An 18,475-nucleotide genomic window follows, 5' to 3' on the forward strand; every position below is an offset into this window, starting at 1 on the left:
GGGCGCGTGGCACACACCTTCGCAGAGCTCGTCGAGAAGCAGCGCGCGGCGGACGAGGCGTACGCCCGCGTGCGTGAGCTGCAGGACGCGTACGGGCCGCCCACCCAGACCGAGTGGAGCGACCGGCAGACCACCACCTGGGAGACCGCCTGGCGCGCCTGGCGGGACCTCGCCCGGGACGTCCAGGCGGCGGTGACCGCGTACGCGAAGCAGGAGGAGACGCCCCGCCAGGAGATCGAGGCGCGGGTGAAGGAGGCGGTACGGCACGGCAGCGAGGGCGGCAACGCCGGATAGCCGCCACCGACCGAGGACGCGCAACGGCCCGCTACGACCCTGCCGGCACGGAGGCGACGGCGGCGATGAGGGGGTGACCGCCACCCGTCGGGCCGTCCTCGGCCCGCTGCGCCCCGGCACGGAGGCGACGGCGGCGATGAGGGGGTGACCGCCACCCGTCGGGCCGTCCTCGGCCCGCTGCGCCCCGGCACGGCCGCTAGGGTGGCAGGCGTGTCGTACGCAGGCCCGGAATTCGAACCTCCCCAGCCCCGCCGCCCCCGCCGCGGCCCGCTGACCGTCGCGCTCGCCGCGCTCGTGCCGGGGGCGCTGCTCGGCTGGCTGGTGTACGAGACGGTGGGCGGCTCGGGGGACGCGGGCGGCTCGGACCGGGCGGCCGTAGGGTCCACTCCGCCCGCCGCGCCGAGCAGCCCCTCCGACGACGCCAAGGAGCCGGGCACCTCCCCGGCCCCCTCGGACGCGCCCGCCCCGTCCACGCCCGCCGCCTCCGGCCCGCTCAAGGGCAAGGTCGTCGTCATCGACCCCGGGCACAACCCGGGCAACTTCCAGCACCCGTCCGAGATCAACCGCAAGGTGAACATCGGGACGAACTGGAAGGAGTGCGACACCACGGGCACCTCCACCAACGACGGGTACACCGAGGCGAAGTTCACCCTGGACGTGGCGCGCCGGATGCGCACGCTCCTCGAAGAGCAGGGCGCCACGGTCAAGCTGACGCAGGACGACGACCGGCCGTACGGCCCCTGCGTGGACGAGCGGGCCCGGATCGGCAACGAGGCGAAGGCCGATGCCGTGGTCTCGGTCCACGCGGACGGCTCGGGCGCGGGCAACCGCGGCTTCCACGTCATCCTGCCCGGCGCGGTGCACGCGGGCGCCGCCGACACCCGTGCCATCGTCGGCCCCTCCCGGGACCTCGGCGAGCGCGTCGCGGGCCGCTTCGTGGCCGTCACCGGCAGCGCGCCCTCCAACTACATCGGCGACGGCAGCGGCCTCGTCACGCGCGAGGACCTCGGCGGTCTCAATCTGTCAACGGTTCCCAAGGTGTTCATCGAGTGCGGCAACATGCGCGATAGCAAGGACGCGGCGTTGCTGACCAGTGGCGCCTGGCGGCAGAAGGCGGCGCAAGGGATCTCTGAGGGAATCGTGCTTTTCCTGCGTGGGTAGCACTCGGCGGGCCGGTCCCGGCGGACACCCTGATCGGGCGGACGATAGTGTCCTCCTTACGATGAGGGGCCACCCCCACGCTTCACACAGGGGCCAGACGGCGACAGGGTGACAGCGACGCCTCCACCGACGATGAGACGACCTACGAAGGACCTGAAGTGAATATCCGCTCCCTCACTCGAGGCGACGGCGTGGTGATCGGAGCAGCGGTATTGCTGTTCATCGCGTCGTTCTTCGACATCTATTCGATCGATGGTGCGCCCGACAGCCTCGAACTTCCGAGCCTCTGGGGAAGCGGGCCGGTGGTGCTCGGTGTCGTCCTGGCGGGAATCATCGGGGCCGCACTCGTCGTCGTCTCCCGGGGCCTGCCCCAGCCGCCGAAGGTCGCGGGGCTGGACCTGGGCCAGTTCGGGGCCGCCTTCACGGTCTTCGCCGCGTGGAGCGCCCTCGGCAACGTCTTCGACCCGGGCGGTGCCGTCGACAACGTCGGCAGCTCCTCCGACGGTCCCAGCGCCGGCACGGGCCTGATCCTCGCCCTCGTCGCCACGCTGCTCATGGCCGCCGCCGCCCTCGCCACCCCCCTGGTCCCCGCCCTCAAGGGCGCCCTCATCCCGGCCCCCCGCCCGGCCGCTCCCCAGCCCTACGGGGCTCAGCCGCAGGGTGGTTACGGCTACCCGGGCGCCCAGCAGCCCGGCGGCTACGGCCACCCGCAGCCGGGGCAGCCCTACGGTGGTCAGCCGCAGCAGGCGCAGGCCCAGCCGCAGCCGCAGCCGCCGGCCGGGGACTTCTCGCCGTTCTGGTTCGCGGTGCCGGTGCCGCGGCCGCTGTTCGCGGAGGACGGCTCGCCGACGCCCATCGCCGAACTCGCCCCGGGCACCTGGTACCTGGCGGTCGAGCAGCGCGGCGCGGCCCTGGTCGCCCAGACGCAGGACGGCCGCCGCGGTGTCCTCCAGGACACCTCCGGCATCCAGCGCGGCTGAGCCCCCACGGTCTCCCGCACGGCCCCTCGCCCTTCCGGGCGGGGGGCCGTTGCCGTACAGTCGTCGCCCCGTCAGCTGACACACCGTCAGGAGGCAGGATGCGGCTCGGACTCGCGCTCGGCTACTGGGGCCGCGGCCCCTCCCCCGGCCACGTGCACCTCGCGCAGGAGGCGGAGCGGCTCGGCTACGACTCCGTGTGGACGGCGGAGTCCTGGGGCTCGGACGCCTTCACGCCGCTCGCCTGGATCGCCGCGCACACCACCCGCATCCGCCTCGGCACGGCGGTCGCGCAGATGGCGGCCCGCCCGCCGACCACGACCGCGATGCACGCCCTGACCCTGGACCACCTCTCCGGCGGCCGCCTGCTGCTGGGCCTCGGCCTGTCCGGCCCGCAGGTCGTGGAGGGCTGGTACGGCCGCCCGTTCCCCGCCTCCCCGCTCACCGCCACCCGCGAGTACGTCGCCGTCCTGCGGCAGGTGCTGCGCCGCGAGGCCCCCGTCGAACTGCCCGGCCGCTTCCACTCCCACCCCTACCGCGGCCCGGACGCCACCGGTCTCGGCAAGCCCCTCAAGCCGATCACGCACCCGCTCCGCGCCGATCTGCCGGTCCTGCTCGGGGCGGAGGGGCCGAAGAACGTCGCCCAGACGACCCGCATCGCCGACGGCTGGCTGCCGCTGTACTGGGCGCCGACCCGGCCGGAGGTCTACGGCCCGGCCCTGGCCGAACTCCCCGAGGGCTTCCTCGTCGCGCCGATGGCCCAGGCCCGGGTCTGCGACGACGTCGCCGAGGGGCTGCTGCCGGTGAAGGCGATGCTCGGCTTCTACATCGGCGGGATGGGCCACGCGACCAGGAACTTCCACGCCGACCTGATGGCCCGCATGGGGTACGGGGAGGAGGCCCGCCGGATCCAGCGGCTGTTCGCGGAGGGCCGCCGCGAGGAGGCCGTCCGCGCGGTCCCGGACGCCTTCGCCGACGAGATCTCCCTGGTCGGCCCGCGCGAACGCATCGCGGAGCGGCTGGAGTCGTGGCGCGAGGGGCCGGTGACGGACCTGCTGGTCCTGGCGCCCGATCCGCACACCCTGCGGGTGCTCGCCGAGCTCAACTCCCGCTGAGCGGCGGTCACCAGAAGATCGCGATGGCCTCCAGCGTCACCTCGCGGGTCTCCTCGCGCCAGCCGGTCATCTTGCCGAGGCAGCGGGCCGTGAAGGTGCCGGCCGGGATCGAGCGGCGGGCGTTGCCGGGGGCCACGACGCGCATGTACACGGGGGGCTGCTCGTCGCCGTACTCGGCCCGCAGGACGAAGCCCTCCGTCACGTCCGGCACGCGGGTGAACACGCCTTTGACCGAGACGAACTCGCCGATGCGGCTCAGGGTGACCGCACGGCCGTCGGCCAGGTTGTCGGCGAGGTTCCGGTTCGGGACGACGGTCAGGGTCGTCAGGTCGGCGTGGACGATGGCGTCGGCCCGGTCGAAGGCCTCCAGGACCACGCCGATCACGTTGATCGGCTTGTCCTTGCGCACGAACTTGCGGAACGTCTCCTGGCTGACGTCCCGCTTCAGCCGGAACCGGAACAGCCAGGTCAGCACCCGGCTCCAGAAGCCGACACTCGTGTCGACCTTCGTCCGCAGCTCGACGGCCTCCTCCAGCGCGGACCGGTAGTTGCCGAGTTCGTACAGGTCCATCACCGCCTGCTCGTCCAGGTACAGGCAGATGCTGTACGCCGACTGCCAGCGCCGCAGGTGCCTGCGGCGCTCCCGGGCATGGCGCACCAGGACCACCGCGAGCACCACCGCGCCGGCGGCCGTCACCAGCCAGACCGTCATCCACGGCCACCAAAGGCTCCACCACAGTGCGTCAGTGACAGCCACGGATCTCCTTGAAAGCCTCGGAAAGGGACGAGCCGCCGGCCTCCACCATCCGTCCCCCCGTCCGCGCCGCCGCGCGCCGCAGCTCGCGCGCGTCGGCCTCGCCGAAGTGGACGGGGTAGGTGGGGACGGCGGCGCGCACGGCGGCGGGCAGGGCCTGGTGACGGCGTACGAACTCCGCGTACGACAGGCCGGCGTTGTTCTCGCCGTCCGTCATCAGGACGAGGGAGACGGAGCGGTCGGGGTCGGCGGCCAGTGCGCGGGCGGCGGTGCGGTAGCCGTGGTCGAGGGCGGACCACACGGCGGTGGCGTCACCGTAACCGCCCCGGGCGACGGTGTCGGCGAGCGCGTCGAGGTCCTTCGGCCCGGTGACGGTGACGGTCTTCTCCGCCAGCACCCGGCCCCCGAACCGGACGACGGTCAGCCGCTCGCCCCGGTAGAAGCGGGTGAACTTGCCGGAGGCGGAGGGGTCCGCGCCGCTGAGTCCGGCGAAGGCCTCGCGCAGGGCGGCCATGCGGGCACCGCGCATCGAGCCGGAGAAGTCGAGCAGGAAGACCACCTGGCTCGGGGTGCGGCGGTCGGGGTCGCCGTAGTCCGCCAACAGGGTCGTGATGACGGCTGGTTGGTCGGGGAAGAAGAGGGCGTTGCCGACCGGTTCGCGCAGTGGAGCGTCCCGGGGGACCGTCGTGCTCACGGGGCGGCGCAGCGTGTGCCGCATGATCTGCCGCTGCACCGGGTCGCGCCGCAGCCACTGCGTGACCTTGTCGTACGCGGCGCGGTGGGCCGGGTTCAGCAGGAGCAGCGGGAAGTCCGCCAGGACCATGCCGTCCTCGGGGCGGACCACCTCCAGGCGGTTCTCGAGGCGGCCGGTGGCGTTGAGGGCGAGCAGGTCGGACTCGTAGCTGATGAGGGCGTTGGTCTCGTCCTGGTGGTCGACGTAGGAGTCGACGAGGGCGGGGCCGGTGTCGGCGGTGAGGGTCTGCCCGGAGCGGAAGCCGCGCAGCCGGTCGCAGGAGACGTCCTCGGGGCGCAGCGCGGCTCCGGTGCCGGCCGCGGCGGTGGCGACGCCGACGAGGGCGGCGAGTCCGCTGCCGGCGTGCCGGGGGTCGGCCATGCCGAAGCGGACGGTGCCGTCGGCGGCGGCGTCGGCGATGTCGGCCCAGGTGAGCCGGGAGCCGGGCACCTGGGCGCGCAGCTTGTGCGCCACGTCCGGCTTCAGGCCGATGACGACGGGGGACGTCATGGTGGGCGTGCGCTGGAGCCCCCGGGTGGCGTTCTTGTCGGTGAGGCGCAGGTAGCGGTCGGAGGACAGCCACGCGAGGTCGTGCCCGCCGCGGTCCGGGGTCTTCGTCTCGGCGTCGGCCCGGAGGTCCAGGCGCAGGTCGACGCCGGTCTCGTCCTTCAGCTCGCTCAGCAGTGGGGCCAGTACGGCGAGGTCGGGACTGGCGAGCACGCGCAGCCGGACCGTGTCGTCGCCGCCGTCGCCCGAGCAGGCGGTGAGGAAGGTGGCCACGAGCGCCAGGCAGAGCGCCGTCAGGCCCGCGCCGCGCCTCACCGGCTGCCCGTCCGGTCCGGGCAGTCGCCGACGATCTCGATCATCTTCTCCAGCAGGGGCAGGCTGGGCAGGACGGCCCGGGTGTCGTCGGCGGAGGTGGTGGGCACCGGGATCTGCCGCTCGGTGAGGAACCGGGTGAGCTCCTCGCTGGTCGAGCTGCTGGTGGCGTTGCGGGCCCTGAAGCCCAACTCCATGGCCCGCTGCTGGAGTTCGGGGTCCTTGCTGACCAGCTCGCCGAGCCGGGCGCCGTCGCCGGTCAGCGCGACGAGCTGGGGTTCGGTGACGAAGCGTGTGGAGGGGTAGAGCAGGACGCGCTCGTCGTCGGTCGTGCCCTTCGCCGCCTCGTGCCTGATCTGGTGGGCGAGGAACTGGTGCTCGTAGATCACCGAGATCGGGGCGATGCTCTGCCCGTCGGGGGACAGATACGTTTCGGCCCGTTCGGAGGACGGCAGGCCCTGCTCGACGAGGAGCGGCTTGATCTTGCGGGCGAGTCGCTCCGCCTCCGCCTCGCTGTCCGGCGCGTCGTTCCCGTGCTCGACGAAGGCCACGAGTCCGAGGTAGGTACCGGCGGAGTTGGCCTCGCAGATGTCCGAGGTCTGGGCGAGGATCTTGTTGCCGTTGCGGACGTAGTCCTTGTGCTCGGGGTCGATCTCGTCCCAGCGGTAGCCGCCCTTGGAAGCGCGCTGGACGCCCTTCCTCTTGCCGTGCGCGAGGTCGAGGAACTTCCGCATGTCGAGGGTGTAGTACATCGGCGGGCCGCCCGAGCCGGGCAGCCGCTCCGCGACGCCTTCCGCCGTGAGCACCTCGGCGTAGTCCCGGTAGGTGGCCAGCACGATGGGGCTGACGAACGGGCGGTACAGCAGCACCGGACGGTTCGCCCGGGCGCGTTCCCGGCTGATCAGGTCGGCGGCCGGCTGGCCCGAGGGGAAGACGACGTCGTATCCCTCGTAGTCCTGCTTGGCGATCTCACGCGAGCCCATGTTGGTGATGTGCACGCGGAAGCCGTGCTTCATGAGCAGCCGCTCGACCTCGGGGTCCTGGAAGAAGTCCCGCTTCGAGGCCATCTTGGCCTCGATGGTGACCACCTGCCGCAGCGGCAGCAGCAGGTTCCCGGAGGTCACGAGCAGGACCAGCCCGATGACCGGGACGGGCAGCGCCGACGCCAGCGCTCTGCGCAGACGCCGGCGCGGGGGTCTGGTGACAGTCAACCGCGGCTCTTCGGCAGCGGGTCTGTTCGCGGGCACCTGCGTTCTCCCCCCCGTGACACCGGCGCGCTCCCCGGCCGGCCGGGCCAGGATCGTCGGTGATGCGGGTGTACCCCGAACGACCCCGCCGGGAACGTCCGTTGAACACGGCGGGAAGGGCGCGGCGGGTTTCGATCCGGCCGCGGGGGCAACCCGGTGAACATGTCCCCTCGATATCGCAACGGCGCGAATCAGGCCGGCACGATCATCGCGGTCGTCGCCGACATCATGGCCCTCATCCTGAGCCTGTGGATTCTGATGTACCTGCTGGACGCGAACCGGGCGAACGACTTCGTCCAGTTCATCCATGACGCGGCCCGCTGGCTGGCCGGCTGGTCCCATGACCTCTTCACCTTCGACGAGGCCTGGGCCAGGGTGGTGGCCGGTTACGGCCTGGCGGCGGTGGTGTACCTGTTCGTGGGCCACGCCATCGCCAACCGGGTGCACCGGCACTGACTGTGGGGCGCGGGGAACTGCGCGAGCGACCCACGCACGACCCGCGCCCGCACAGCCAGCCCAACGCCGCGAGTTCCTAGGCGCAGCACTCCGCCTCGAGTCCGACAGGCAACTGCTCCCCGCCGAACACCGCACAGGTCGCCTCATGGCCTCCCAGCGCGGCGACGGCGAGCAGCAACGACCCGGCCGTCCAGGTCGTCAGCTCCCGCGGCCAGATCGCGTCGTCGTCGAAGACGTACCCGGTCCAGTAGAGCCCGCTCTCCGCGTCCCGCAGGTGCTGGATCGACTGGAGGACCTCCAGCGCGCGGTCGGACTCCCCCATCGCCCACAGTGCCAGGGCGAGTTCGGCCGACTCCCCGCCCGTCACCCACGGATTGGGCACCACGCACCGCACGCCCAGCCCGGGCACGACGAACCGGTCCCAGCCTTCCTCGATGCGGGACTTGGCCTCGGCGCCGGTCAACGCGCCGCCCAGCACCGGGTAGTACCAGTCCATCGAGTAGCGGTTCTTGTCGAGGAACCGCTCCGGGTGGTGGCGGATGGCGTGCCGCAGGGCACCCGCCGCCAGCTCCCAGTCCGGCTGCGCCTCCTCCCTCTGCTCGGCGATGGCCAGGGCGCACCGCAGCGCGTGGTGGATGGAGGAGCAGCCCGTCAGCAGGGCGTCGGTGGTCTCCGTGCCGTCGTCGTCGCGGCGCCAGCCGATCTGCCCGCCCGGCTGCTGCAGGCGGAGCACGAACTCCACCGCCGCGTACACCGTCGGCCACATCCGGTCCAGGAACGTGTCGTCACCGGTGGAGAGGTAGTGGTGCCACACGCCCACGGCTATGTAGGCGACGAAGTTGGTCTCCCGGCCGCGGTCGGTGACGGCGTCGGACTCCCCGTCGGTGTAGGCCGCGTACCAGGAGCCGTCCTCGTTCTGGTGCCGGGCCAGCCACAGGTAGGCCCGCTCCGCGGCCTCGTGCTCGCCGGCCGTGTCGAGGGCCATCGCCGCCTCGACGTGGTCCCAGGGGTCGAGGTGGTGCCCCCGGAACCAGGGGATCGCGCCGTCCTCGCGCTGCACGGCGAGGATGCCGGCGACGGTTTCGGCGGCTTGCCCGGCGGTGAGGACCCCGGGCAGGACCAGGTGTTCCGTCCGGGGAGTCGTCACTGGGCGTCCGCCCCGGTGTCGGCCAGGCGCGGCAGGTGCGGCTTGGTCGCGTACGCCACGAAGCTCTTGCCGATCAGCGGGTTCAGCGCCTGCTCGGCGACCCGGGTGGCCAGCGGTTTCTTCATGATGTCCCAGACGAGCAGCTTGTGGTACGCGCGCACCGGCAGCGCCTTGTCGTTGTCGACGCCGAACGCGCACTTCAGCCACCAGTACGGGGAGTGCAGCGCGTGCGCGTGGTGGGTGCCGTAGGGCTCCAGGCCTGCCTCCCGGATCTTCTCCAGCAGCTCGTCGGCCCGGTAGATGCGGATGTGGCCGCCCTCGACCTCGTGGTAGGCGTCGGACAGGGCCCAGCAGACCTTCTCGGGGCCGTAGCGCGGCACGGTGACGGCGATGCGGCCGCCCGGCTTCAGCACGCGGACCATCTCGGCGAGGACGCCCTTGTCGTCGGGGATGTGCTCCATCACCTCGGAGATGATGACGACGTCGAAGGACTCGTCGGGGAAGGGCAGCGCGAGGGCGTCGCCCTCCATGGCCGTGGCCGTGGCGCCCTCGGGGGCCTCCCCGGCCTCCTTCATCGCCGCGAACCACTTCGCGACCTCGCGGATCTCGTCGGCGTTCTGGTCCAGCGCCACGACCTGCGCGCCGCGCCGGTAGCACTCGAACGCGTGCCGGCCGGCACCGCAGCCGAGGTCCAGGACACGGTCGCCCGGGGCGAGCGGGAACCGGGAGAAGTCGACGGTCAGCACGTGGCCCTGCTTTCGGAGTTGACGCCTGTTACATCTGCGGGAGCCGGGGAGACGGCACCCGCCGAGGACACGGAAACCTGAGGGGTGGCAGCCGGTGAGCCGGCACCCGCCGTGGCCGCCGCGACGCCGGAGGCCCGGCCCGGGGTCCGGGTCGGGTGGCCCCCGGCCCGTTCGATGGCCTCGCGGTACCGCGCCACCGTCCCCTCCGCCGCCCTGGCCCACGTGAAGTGCCGCAGCACCCGCTGCCGCCCGGCCGCCCCGAGCCGCGCCCGCAGCTCCGGGTCGCCCAGCAGGCGGCCCAGCCCCGCCGCGAGTGCCTCGGAGTCCCCCGGCGGCACCGCGAGGCACGTCTCGCCGTCCGGCCCGGCGACCTCGGGGATCGCACCCCCGGTCGTGGCGAGCAGCGGCGTCCCCGTCGCCATGGCCTCCGCGGCCGGCAGCGAGAAGCCCTCGTAGAGCGACGGCACGCAGGCGACCTGCGCCGAGCGCACCAGGTCGACGAGTTCGGCGTCGGAGATGCCCTTGACGAACTCCACGGCGCCTTCCAGCCCGTAGCGCTCCATCGCCTGGGCGACGGGCCCCTCGGCGGGACGCTTGCCGACCACGACGAGATGCGCCCCGGGGTGCTCCGTACGGACCTTGGCCAGCGCCTCGACCAGGTACACCAGGCCCTTGAGCGGCACGTCCGCGCTGGACGTCGTCACGATCCGGCCCGGCACGACCGGCACGGACGGATCCGGCGAGAACAGGTCGGTGTCGGCGCCGATGTGGACGACGTGGATCCGGTCCGGCCGGACGCCGAGGTGGTCGACGATCTCCTGGCGGGACGTGCCGGAGACGGTGAGCACGGACGGCAGCCGCCGCGCCACCCGCTTCTGCATGCGCGTGAAGGCGTACCAGCGCCGCACCGAGTAGCGCCGCTGCCAGCCGTCCGCCGCGTCCAGCTCCAACTGCCGGTCCACGGTGATGGGGTGGTGGACGGTCGTCACCAGGGGCGCGCCGACGTCGCCCAGCAGGCCGTAGCCGAGGGTCTGGTTGTCGTGCACGACGTCGAACTCGCCGCGGCGGGCGCGCAGGTGGCGGCGGGCGCGCAGCGAGAACGTCAGCGGCTCGGGGAAGCCGCCGGTCCACATCGTCGCGACTTCCAGCGCGTCGATCCAGTCGCGGTACTCGTCGCGCCCGGGTGTGCGGAAGGGGTCCGGCTGGCGGTACAGGTCGAGGCTGGGCAGCTCGGTCAGGCGCAGTCCGTCGTAACCCTCGTCGAGGACGGGGTAGGGCTGGGCGCCGATGACCTCGACGCGGTGGCCGAGGCGGGCCAGCTCGCGGGAGAGGTGCCGGACGTAGACGCCCTGGCCGCCGCAGAACGGGTTCCCTTTATAGGTGAGGAGCGCGATGTGGAGCGGTCGCAAGCCGTCGGCAGCCGGGTCCTCCGAGGCCCCGGCCTCCCTGGCCTCAGCGGTCACTCTGGGCCCCCTTCTCCCTGCACTGTCCCGCGAGATTACGCCGGGACGCTAATCTAGAACAAGTTTCAGACTTGATCGTTCGGAGGCTCCGAATCTACCGGCAGGTAGGGGCGCTGTGACCAGTGGATCAGGTGATTCACGCCACGGCCGGCGCCGTGCCATGCTGTGTGATCACTCGTCCTCACGGACGGTCACGGAACGGGACGACCCATGCCCGCGGAAGCCAAGGTGAACGCCAAGGTGAACAAGGTGGCCAAGGTGGAAGCCAGAGCCGCAGCCCCCGCCTCCGCTCCCCTCACGGAGCGGCAGGAGGCCCGGCGTCGCCGCATCCTGCACGCGAGTGCGCAGCTGGCCAGCCGGGGCGGTTTCGACGCCGTGCAGATGCGCGAGGTCGCGGAGTCCTCGCAGGTGGCGCTCGGCACGCTGTACCGCTACTTCCCCTCCAAGATCCACCTGCTGGTCGCCACGATGCAGGACCAACTGGAGCACATGCACGGCACGCTGCGGAAGAAGCCCCCGCAGGGCGAGACGGCGGCCGAGCGGGTCGCGGAGACGCTGATGCGGGCCTTCCGCGCCCTGCAGCGGGAACCGCACCTGGCCGACGCGATGGTCCGCGCCCTCACCTTCGCCGACCGCAGCGTGAGCCCGGAGGTCGACCAGGTCTCCCGGCAGACCACGGCGATCATCCTGGACGCGATGGGGCAGGAGAACCCGACGCCGCAGCAGCTCTCTGCGGTCCGGGTCATCGAGCACACCTGGCACTCGGCCCTGATCACCTGGCTCTCGGGCCGGGCCTCGATCGCCCAGGTGAAGATCGACATCGAGACGGTGTGCCGGCTGATCGACCTGACGGCCCCGGACACACGTGAATGACCTACGAGACGGGTTCCCTTCGCCGGCATGGTCCGGATCAGGTGTTGGGGGTCGCCTTCGGGTCGCCGGCCTTGCGGCCCTGCTTCCTTCCGGCCTCTCAGCCCTACCGTCGCAGTCGGCACCGGCGGAAGCCGAGGCTTCCGGCCAACGTCGGCTACTCCGGTCGGACTCCCTCACTCGTCCCGTAGGCCTGTCTCCAGATTAGAACTTCTGTCCGTGGAGAGAAGACCCCGGGCGGAATTTTTTACCTGAATGTCCCGAGTGACCCGTATGGCCCTGTTCGCACCCCTCGTCGCCGCGACGGCAGCCCGCGACGGAAGGAGCATGAGGGAGTCGAAACGACTCCTCGGGCGGAAATGAAAGGTGGCCCCGATGCCGAAGTACCTCTTCAAGGTGAAGCTGACCCCGGACGGGCTCAAGGGTCTGCTCAGGGAAGGCGGGAGCGCCCGGCGCGAGGTCGTCGCGCGCATGGTCGACGGACTGGGGGGCCGGGTCGAGTCGATGTACTGGGCCTTCGGCGACGACGACGTCTACGTCACGGCGGAGCTGCCGGGCAACACCTCCGCCGCGGCCATGGGCATGGTCGTCTCGGCGGCCGGCGGGGTCCGCACGAGCACGGTCGTCCTGCTGTCGGCCGACGAGGTCGACGAGGCCGTCCGGCAGCAGGTGGACTACCGCGCGCCGGGCGCCTGAGAAACCGCGCACCGGGCGCGTGACGGACCGCGCGCCCGGCGCCTGACGACGCGCACCCTGCGCCTGACGGACCGCGCCCCCGGCGCCTGACGACGCGCACCCTGCGCCTGACGGACCGCGCCCCCGGCGCCTGACGGACCCCGCGGGCCGGGCGGCTACTCCTCCGGCGGGAACACCGCCTCCCCGCTGTCCCCCAGCGTGATCACGATCGCCTCCACCGGGCAGCTCTCCGCCGCCTCCAGCACCCGCTCGTTCGCGTCCGTGTCCGGGGCGAGCGGATGGGACTGGCGGGCGGCGTCGAGGCGGAAGCCGTCCGGTGCGTGGTGGACGCACTGGGCGGAGCCGATGCACAGGGAGCGGTCGACCTCGACGTGCCAGCGGTCGCCCATCTCTAGGCTTCCGCCGGCAGGTGGATCATCTTGTGCTCCAGGTACTCGCCGTACCCTTCGGGCCCGAACTCCCGGCCAAGGCCCGAGTTCTTGTAGCCGCCGAAGGGGCCGAGCATGTCCAGGCTGAAGGTGTTGACCGAGTAGGTGCCCGTGCGGACCTGCCGGGCGATGTCGATGCCGTGCTCGACGTCCGCCGTCCACACGCTGCCGCTCAGCCCGTAGTCGGAGTCGTTGGCGATCTTCACGGCGTCGGACTCGTCGTCGTAGGGCAGCAGGCAGATGACGGGGCCGAAGATCTCCTCGCGGGCGATGCGCATGGAGTTGTCGACGTCGCCGAAGAGGGTCGGCTCGACGTACCAGCCGCGGTCGAGGCCGGCCGGGCGGCCGCCGCCGGTGAGGATCTTGGCGCCCTCCTCCTGGCCGATGCGGATGTAGTCCAGGTTGCGCTGCTGCTGTCGCCGGGCCACCAGCGGGCCCACCTGCGTCGCCCGGTCCAGCGGGTCGCCGACGGTCAGGGCGCCCGCCGCGGCGGCCAGGGCGTCGGCGAACTCGTCGTAGCGGGAGCGGGGCAGGAGGATGCGGGTCTGGGCGACGCAGGCCTGGCCGTTGTTCATCCAGGCCGCGGGAGCGATGCCCGCCACGGCCGCCTCGACGTCCGCGTCGGGCAGGACGACGGCCGCGGACTTGCCGCCCAGTTCGAGCGTCACGCGCGTGAGGTTGCGGGCCGCGACCTCCATCACGCGCTTGCCGGCGGCGACGGACCCGGTGAAGGACACCTTGTCGAGGCCCGGGTGCCCGACCAGGTACTCGCTCACCTCCCGGTCGGCGGGCAGGATCGACAGCACGCCCTCGGGCAGCCCGGCCTCGCGGGTGATCTCGCCGAGCAGGTACGCGTCGAGCGGTGACTCGGGCGAGGGCTTGAGCACGGCCGTGCACCCGGTGAGCAGCGCCGGGGCGAGCTTGGCGGCGGCGACGAACTGCGGGACGTTCCAGGGGACGACGGCCGCGACGACCCCGACCGGCTCGCGCCGCACGAGGATCCCGCCGAGCACGCCGTCGCGCCGCTCCTCGTAGGTGAAGTTCCGCGCGACCGTGATGGCCGCGTCCCAGACCATCACCGCGCCGAGCGCCTGGGCGAGGACGCTCCAGGAGTACGGCGAGCCGTTCTGGGCGGAGATCACGCGGGCGATCTCGTCGTGCCGGGCGGCGATCCCGTCCTTGATCCGGCTCACGACCTCGATCCGTTCGTCGAGGCTCATGCGCGGCCAGGGCCCCTCGTCGAACGCCCGCCGCGCCGCCGCCACGGCCCGGTCCACGTCCGCCGTGGCGGCGTGCGGCACGCGTCCGATGACCTCTTCCGTGTGCGGCGAGATCACCTCGATGACGTCCTTGCCCCGGGGGTCGGTCAACTCCCCGCCGATGAACAGCTGTCCGTGTTCCACGAGCTCGGCCATCGCCACTGCCCTCGTTTCTGACGGTGTTTCAGAACTGATACCAGTTCCCGTTATAGTGAGCAATGGCCGTGGAGCGGAGGGCAGATGACCGAGGCGTTCGATCACGGCGGAGGCGTCCGCTCCCTCCGGGTCCCCATCCCGGACAACCCCCTCGGCCACACGCTGGTGTACGTCGTCGACACCGACCGCGGCCCGGTGCTGATCGACACCGGCTGGGACGACCCCGAGTCCTGGGACACGCTCGCGGAGGGCCTCACGGCCTGCGGCACCTCGGTCACCGAGATCCACGGCGTGGTCGTCACCCACCACCACCCGGACCACCACGGCCTGTCCGGCCGCGTCCGCGAGGCCTCGGGCGCCTGGATCGCGATGCACGCGGCGGACACCGCGGTCGTACGGCGGACCAGGGAGGCCCGTCCCGAGCGCTGGTTGGCGTACATGGCGGCCAAACTCACCGCCGCCGGCGCGCCCGAGGAGCACATCGCCCCGCTGCGCGCGGCCCGGCCCCGCGCCCTGCCCGGCCTCTCCCCCGCCCTGCCCGACCGCGACATCGCCCCGGGCGAACTCCTCGACCTGCCAGGCCGCCGCATCCGCGCGATCTGGACCCCGGGCCACACGCCCGGCCATGTCTGCCTCCACCTGGAGGAGACCCACCCGGCCCGCCTCCCGGGCCACGGCCGGCTGTTCTCCGGCGACCACCTGCTGCCCGAGATCACCCCGCACATCGGCCTGTACGAGGACCCGGACGACAGCACGGTCACCGACCCGCTGGGCGACTACCTCGACTCCCTGGAACGCGTGGGCCGTCTCGCCCCCGCCGAGGTGCTCCCGGCCCACCAGCACCCGTTCCCCGACGCGGCCGCCCGCGTGCGCGAGCTGCTCACCCACCACGAGGACCGCCTCACCGCCCTGCGGTCCCTCCTCGCCGAGCCGCTCACGCCCTGGCAGCTCGCCGAGCGCATGGAGTGGAACCGCCCCTGGGACCAGATCCCGTACGGCTCCCGCACCATCGCCGTCTCGGAGGCCGAGGCCCATCTGCGCCGCCTGGTCAAGCTGGGCCGGGCGGAGGCGGTGCCGGGGAGCGAGCCGATGACGTACGTGGCGGTGTGAGGGAGCGGCGAATCCGTCGCCGGGCGGCGCGCCGGGGTGCTGGGAAACCCCCATGGACCCCATGGAACGCCTCCTCGCCGAACGCGCCTGCGAGCGCCTGATCCTCGACTTCGTCCACCGGCTCGACCTCGGCGAACCGGCCTCCGTCGCCGAGTTGTTCACCGAGGACGGTGTCTGGCAGTGGCCGGAGGGCGACCGCGTGATCAAGGGCCGCGACGCCCTGCGCGCCTACTTCGGCTCCCGTCCCGCGGACCGGCTGTCCCGCCGCATGATGTCCAACACCCTCGTCACGGTCACGTCCCCGGAGACGGCCGGGGCGGTCTCGTACTTCACGACCTACCGCGTCGACGGCTACGCGGGCGGTGTCGTCCCGGCCGGGCCGCCGGTGCAGGTCGGCCACTACGAGGACGCTTTCCGGCGGGCCGCGGGCACCTGGCTGCTCTCCTCCCGGACCCTGCGCCTGCCCTTCGGCGGACCCACGCCCCGGCTGAACATGCCTGCGGCACAAGGCACTTGACGTAGGCGGGTGCCCCCTAGGATGGTCGGACGCACCGCTCGCACCGGGAGACATGCCCATGGGCACCGAAGAGGCCGCACGTCCATCGACCGGCAGCGGAGCCCTGGACGGCCGGTCGGCGGGGCCCATGGTGCCGCGGCTGGCGCTGGGCGCACGACTGCGCGGGCTGCGGCAGGAGCGCGGCATCTCCCGCGAGGACGCGGGGCACGTCATCCGCGCCTCCTCCTCCAAGATCAGCCGCATGGAGGCCGGGCGCCACGGCTTCAAACTGCGTGACGTCGCCGATCTGCTGACGCTCTACGGCGTCACGGACGAGGCCGAACGCGCCACGCTGCTGGCGCTGGCCGAGCAGGCCAACACCCCGGCCTGGTGGCGGTACTACAGCGACGTGGTGCCCACGTGGATGCAGACCTACCTCGGGGCGGAGCAGGCGGCGAGCCTCATCCGCTGCTACCAGGTCCAGCGCGTTCCCGGCCTGCTGCAGACCGCCGACTACGCGCGCGCCGCCATCCGGCTGGCCCACCCGGACGCCGGCGCCGAGGAGATCGACCGCCGGGTCGCGCTGCGGACGACCCGGCAGCGGATCCTGCACCGGCAGCCGGCGGCCCAGCTGTGGGCGGTGCTGGACGAGGCCGCGCTGCGCCGCCCGGTCGGCGGCATCCGGGTGATGCGCGCCCAGCTCCGGCACCTCATCGAGGTGTGCCGGCTTCCGCAGGTCACCGTCCAGATCCTGCCGTTCCACGCGGGCGGGCACGCCGCGGAAGGCGGCCCGGTCACCATCCTGCGGCTGCCGGGCGGGCAGTTGCCGGACGTGGTCTACCTCGAGAAGCTCACCACCGCCCTCTACCCCGACCGGCCCGCCGAGATCGAGCGCTACTGGGACGCCATGAACCGGCTGGTGGTCGAAGCCGAGCCACCGGACGAGACCCCGACCATCCTGCACCGCCTCCTCCAGGAGACCTGACGGCCCAGCAGGAGACCTGACGGCTCAGCCCTTGCGGGCGACACCGCCGTACTGGTGCACCTCCGCGGGCAGGCCGAGTGCCTCCGCGTCGGGCCGCCAGCGGGAGCAGGACGTCACGCCCGGTTCGAGCAGGTCCAGGCCGTCGAAGTAGCGCGCGATCTGCTCGGGGCTGCGCAGGATGTACGGGATCGAACCGCCGTCGTTGTACTGCCGGATGGCCCTGACGTAGTCCTCGCTGGTGTCGGTGGAGTCGTAACTCACGAGGTAGCTGCCGGAGGGCAGGGCGGCCATCAGCTCCCGCACGATGGAGCGCGCCTCGTCGTGGTCCTCGATGTGGCCGAGGATGCCCATCAGCATGAGGGCGACGGGCCGGTCGAAGTCCAGCGTCTTCCCGGCCTCCCGGATGATCGTGCCCGGCTCGCGCAGGTCGGCGTCGACGTAGTTGGTGACGCCCTCGGGTGTGCTGGTGAGCAGCGCGCGGGCGTGGGCCAGCACCAGCGGGTCGTTGTCGACGTAGACGATCCGGCTCTCCGGGGCCACCCGCTGGGCGATCTGGTGGGTGTTGTCGACGTTGGGCAGCCCGGTGCCGATGTCCAGGAACTGGCGGATGCCCTCCTCGGCGGCCAGGTGGCGGACGGCGCGGGCGAGGAAGTAGCGGGCGGCGCGGGCGCCGGTCTCGATGCCGGGGAAGATGTCGCGGAACGCGTCACCGGCCACCCGGTCGACCTCGTAGTTGTCCTTCCCGCCCAGCCAGTAGTTCCAGATCCGGGCCGAGTGCGGCACCGAGGTGTCGATCTTTGGGAACGGCTCCCGCTCGGGGTTCTCCGCCTGGTCGGTCATGGGCGCTCCTGCGTGTGGTCGGGAAGGCCAACGTTAGCCTGTCCGCGCCGTGGAGAGGATCAACTCCTCGGCGGATCCCAGGAGTTCGACTTCCGTCTCGTCCATGGTGGGGTTGGCGGCCCGGCGGCGCAGGGCTTCGGCCAGGGCCGGCCGGGCGAGCGGCGACGGACCGGCGAGGAGAGCGGTCAGCATGACCTCGGCGAGTGCCGAGAGCGAGTCGCCGGCGACGGCGGCCTGCGCGAGGACCACCGCGGTCGCCGCCCAGTCCATGCCCGGGTCGCCCTCCGCCGCGTCGGACCAGTCGATGACGCGGGGGCCGTCGGGCGTGAGGATCACGTTCTCCGGGTGCAGGTCCAGGTGGAGGACGCGGACGGCCGGGTCGGTGGAGCGCAGCGCGGGCACGGCGTGCAGCTCGCGCAGCAGCCGGGCGAGGAGCGAGCCCGCCTCCGTCCCGTCCAGGGTGCCCGCGAGGCACGCCTGGAGCACGGTCGGGCCGGAGAGCCGTTCCATCACCAGGTCGGTGCGCGAGCCGGACGGGCGGACCCGGGGAACCGGGTAGCCGTGGGCGTGCACATGCGCCATCACCGCGGCCTCGGCCGCCGCGTCGCCGCCGTCCTCCCGCTCGCGGCGCAGCACCCACGCCTCGTCGATCTCGTAGACGTCGGCGCGGCGGCCGGAGCCGAGCAGCTTCCCCGGTGGTGTGGTCGGCATGCGTCGAAGCTA

20 protein-coding genes are annotated in these 18,475 nt (G+C 72.6%); 10 read left to right on the top strand and 10 right to left on the bottom strand.

All coding sequences use genetic code 11. The features are described 5' to 3' along the window. Nucleotides 1-6 precede the first annotated feature (6 nt). The 4 genes from C1703_RS11075 to C1703_RS11090 all read left to right on the top strand — a co-directional run bounded on the left by C1703_RS11075 (nucleotide 7) and on the right by C1703_RS11090 (nucleotide 3,547). Nucleotides 7-294, top strand: coding sequence for a hypothetical protein (locus C1703_RS11075; protein ID WP_114251892.1), 288 nt, complete (start codon nucleotides 7-9; stop codon nucleotides 292-294). 210 nt (nucleotides 295-504) lie between these two features. Beyond that, complete coding sequence (locus C1703_RS11080; protein WP_114251894.1) at nucleotides 505-1,455, top strand: N-acetylmuramoyl-L-alanine amidase; 951 nt, start codon at nucleotides 505-507, stop codon at nucleotides 1,453-1,455. 158 nt (nucleotides 1,456-1,613) lie between these two features. Continuing rightward, entirely contained in the window at nucleotides 1,614-2,435 is an 822-nt protein-coding gene (locus C1703_RS11085) for a DUF5336 domain-containing protein (protein ID WP_114251896.1), read from the top strand. A 98-nt stretch (nucleotides 2,436-2,533) separates the two neighbouring features. Beyond that, a complete protein-coding gene (locus C1703_RS11090; RefSeq protein WP_114251898.1) occupies nucleotides 2,534-3,547 on the top strand; it encodes an LLM class F420-dependent oxidoreductase in 1,014 nt (337 codons plus the stop codon). A 7-nt stretch (nucleotides 3,548-3,554) separates the two neighbouring features. On the opposite strand, the gene C1703_RS11095 is transcribed toward C1703_RS11090, so the two are convergent. Genes C1703_RS11095 through C1703_RS11105 form a run of 3 tightly spaced genes read right to left on the bottom strand, consistent with a single transcriptional unit; the run spans nucleotide 3,555 to nucleotide 7,064 of the window. Continuing rightward, on the bottom strand, nucleotides 3,555-4,304 hold the full coding sequence (locus C1703_RS11095; RefSeq protein ID WP_157993094.1) for a hypothetical protein: 750 nt from the start codon (nucleotides 4,302-4,304) through the stop codon (nucleotides 3,555-3,557). Continuing rightward, nucleotides 4,291-5,856 carry a vWA domain-containing protein gene (locus C1703_RS11100; RefSeq protein WP_114251902.1) on the bottom strand — a complete coding sequence of 522 codons (1,566 nt, stop codon included), beginning with the start codon at nucleotides 5,854-5,856 and terminating at the stop codon, nucleotides 4,291-4,293. Before C1703_RS11100 ends, C1703_RS11095 begins: the two co-directional genes overlap by 14 nt. Then, on the bottom strand, nucleotides 5,853-7,064 hold the full coding sequence (locus C1703_RS11105; RefSeq protein WP_232840450.1) for a hypothetical protein: 1,212 nt from the start codon (nucleotides 7,062-7,064) through the stop codon (nucleotides 5,853-5,855). Before C1703_RS11105 ends, C1703_RS11100 begins: the two co-directional genes overlap by 4 nt. Before the next feature lie 198 nt (nucleotides 7,065-7,262). Between C1703_RS11105 and C1703_RS11110 the strand changes: the two genes are divergently transcribed. Then, nucleotides 7,263-7,556 carry a hypothetical protein gene (locus C1703_RS11110; RefSeq protein WP_114251904.1) on the top strand — a complete coding sequence of 98 codons (294 nt, stop codon included), beginning with the start codon at nucleotides 7,263-7,265 and terminating at the stop codon, nucleotides 7,554-7,556. Nucleotides 7,557-7,632: 76 nt separating this feature from the next. Here the strand turns inward: C1703_RS11110 and C1703_RS11115 are convergent, their stop codons facing one another. The 3 genes from C1703_RS11115 to C1703_RS11125 are packed head-to-tail and all read right to left on the bottom strand — an operon-like array spanning nucleotide 7,633 to nucleotide 10,912. Further along, entirely contained in the window at nucleotides 7,633-8,703 is a 1,071-nt protein-coding gene (locus C1703_RS11115) for a prenyltransferase (protein ID WP_114251906.1), read from the bottom strand. Further along, nucleotides 8,700-9,449, bottom strand: coding sequence for a class I SAM-dependent methyltransferase (locus C1703_RS11120; protein ID WP_114251908.1), 750 nt, complete (start codon nucleotides 9,447-9,449; stop codon nucleotides 8,700-8,702). Before C1703_RS11120 ends, C1703_RS11115 begins: the two co-directional genes overlap by 4 nt. Continuing rightward, the gene (locus C1703_RS11125; RefSeq protein ID WP_114251910.1) at nucleotides 9,443-10,912 is read right to left on the bottom strand and encodes a glycosyltransferase family 4 protein; all 1,470 of its coding nucleotides are present in this window, start codon (nucleotides 10,910-10,912) and stop codon (nucleotides 9,443-9,445) included. Before C1703_RS11125 ends, C1703_RS11120 begins: the two co-directional genes overlap by 7 nt. Before the next feature lie 210 nt (nucleotides 10,913-11,122). Between C1703_RS11125 and C1703_RS11130 the strand changes: the two genes are divergently transcribed. Further along, entirely contained in the window at nucleotides 11,123-11,785 is a 663-nt protein-coding gene (locus C1703_RS11130) for a TetR family transcriptional regulator (RefSeq protein ID WP_114251912.1), read from the top strand. Between the two features lie 372 nt (nucleotides 11,786-12,157). After that, nucleotides 12,158-12,478, top strand: coding sequence for a GYD domain-containing protein (locus tag C1703_RS11135; RefSeq protein WP_114251914.1), 321 nt, complete (start codon nucleotides 12,158-12,160; stop codon nucleotides 12,476-12,478). 155 nt (nucleotides 12,479-12,633) lie between these two features. Here the strand turns inward: C1703_RS11135 and C1703_RS11140 are convergent, their stop codons facing one another. After that, the gene (locus tag C1703_RS11140; protein WP_114251915.1) at nucleotides 12,634-12,867 is read right to left on the bottom strand and encodes a ferredoxin; all 234 of its coding nucleotides are present in this window, start codon (nucleotides 12,865-12,867) and stop codon (nucleotides 12,634-12,636) included. 2 nt (nucleotides 12,868-12,869) lie between these two features. Continuing rightward, nucleotides 12,870-14,321 (bottom strand): aldehyde dehydrogenase, encoded by a 1,452-nt coding sequence (locus C1703_RS11145; RefSeq protein ID WP_114251917.1) that lies wholly within the window; start codon nucleotides 14,319-14,321, stop codon nucleotides 12,870-12,872. A gap of 84 nt (nucleotides 14,322-14,405) precedes the next feature. Here C1703_RS11145 and C1703_RS11150 point away from each other — a divergent pair, with 84 nt between their 5' ends. Genes C1703_RS11150 through C1703_RS11160 form a run of 3 tightly spaced genes read left to right on the top strand, consistent with a single transcriptional unit; the run spans nucleotide 14,406 to nucleotide 16,912 of the window. After that, the gene (locus C1703_RS11150) at nucleotides 14,406-15,431 is read left to right on the top strand and encodes an MBL fold metallo-hydrolase (protein WP_114251919.1); all 1,026 of its coding nucleotides are present in this window, start codon (nucleotides 14,406-14,408) and stop codon (nucleotides 15,429-15,431) included. 52 nt (nucleotides 15,432-15,483) lie between these two features. Next, on the top strand, nucleotides 15,484-15,948 hold the full coding sequence (locus C1703_RS11155; protein ID WP_114251921.1) for a nuclear transport factor 2 family protein: 465 nt from the start codon (nucleotides 15,484-15,486) through the stop codon (nucleotides 15,946-15,948). A gap of 58 nt (nucleotides 15,949-16,006) precedes the next feature. Next, on the top strand, nucleotides 16,007-16,912 hold the full coding sequence (locus tag C1703_RS11160) for a helix-turn-helix transcriptional regulator (protein WP_114251923.1): 906 nt from the start codon (nucleotides 16,007-16,009) through the stop codon (nucleotides 16,910-16,912). 24 nt (nucleotides 16,913-16,936) lie between these two features. Here the strand turns inward: C1703_RS11160 and C1703_RS11165 are convergent, their stop codons facing one another. Both C1703_RS11165 and C1703_RS11170 read right to left on the bottom strand, forming a co-directional pair. Beyond that, the gene (locus tag C1703_RS11165; RefSeq protein ID WP_114251925.1) at nucleotides 16,937-17,752 is read right to left on the bottom strand and encodes an SAM-dependent methyltransferase; all 816 of its coding nucleotides are present in this window, start codon (nucleotides 17,750-17,752) and stop codon (nucleotides 16,937-16,939) included. Nucleotides 17,753-17,785: 33 nt separating this feature from the next. After that, a complete protein-coding gene (locus tag C1703_RS11170) occupies nucleotides 17,786-18,463 on the bottom strand; it encodes a phosphotransferase (protein ID WP_114251927.1) in 678 nt (225 codons plus the stop codon). Between the last annotated feature and the right edge of the window lie 12 nt (nucleotides 18,464-18,475).

The sequence above is a fragment of the Streptomyces sp. Go-475 genome (assembly GCF_003330845.1).
Classification (GTDB): domain Bacteria; phylum Actinomycetota; class Actinomycetes; order Streptomycetales; family Streptomycetaceae; genus Streptomyces.

Bases quoted from the DNA above. Each gene is read 5' to 3' on its own strand.
- C1703_RS11090 (WP_114251898.1), top strand. From the start codon at position 2,534: ATGCGGCTCGGACTCGCGCTCGGCTACTGGGGCCGCGGCCCCTCCCCC.
- C1703_RS11110 (WP_114251904.1), top strand. From the start codon at position 7,263: ATGTCCCCTCGATATCGCAACGGCGCGAATCAGGCCGGCACGATCATC.
- C1703_RS11130 (WP_114251912.1), top strand. From the start codon at position 11,123: ATGCCCGCGGAAGCCAAGGTGAACGCCAAGGTGAACAAGGTGGCCAAG.
- C1703_RS11135 (WP_114251914.1), top strand. From the start codon at position 12,158: ATGCCGAAGTACCTCTTCAAGGTGAAGCTGACCCCGGACGGGCTCAAG.
- C1703_RS11140 (WP_114251915.1), bottom strand. From the start codon at position 12,867: ATGGGCGACCGCTGGCACGTCGAGGTCGACCGCTCCCTGTGCATCGGC.
- C1703_RS11145 (WP_114251917.1), bottom strand. From the start codon at position 14,321: ATGGCCGAGCTCGTGGAACACGGACAGCTGTTCATCGGCGGGGAGTTG.
- C1703_RS11150 (WP_114251919.1), top strand. From the start codon at position 14,406: ATGACCGAGGCGTTCGATCACGGCGGAGGCGTCCGCTCCCTCCGGGTC.
- C1703_RS11155 (WP_114251921.1), top strand. From the start codon at position 15,484: ATGGACCCCATGGAACGCCTCCTCGCCGAACGCGCCTGCGAGCGCCTG.
- C1703_RS11160 (WP_114251923.1), top strand. From the start codon at position 16,007: ATGGGCACCGAAGAGGCCGCACGTCCATCGACCGGCAGCGGAGCCCTG.
- C1703_RS11165 (WP_114251925.1), bottom strand. From the start codon at position 17,752: ATGACCGACCAGGCGGAGAACCCCGAGCGGGAGCCGTTCCCAAAGATC.
- C1703_RS11170 (WP_114251927.1), bottom strand. From the start codon at position 18,463: ATGCCGACCACACCACCGGGGAAGCTGCTCGGCTCCGGCCGCCGCGCC.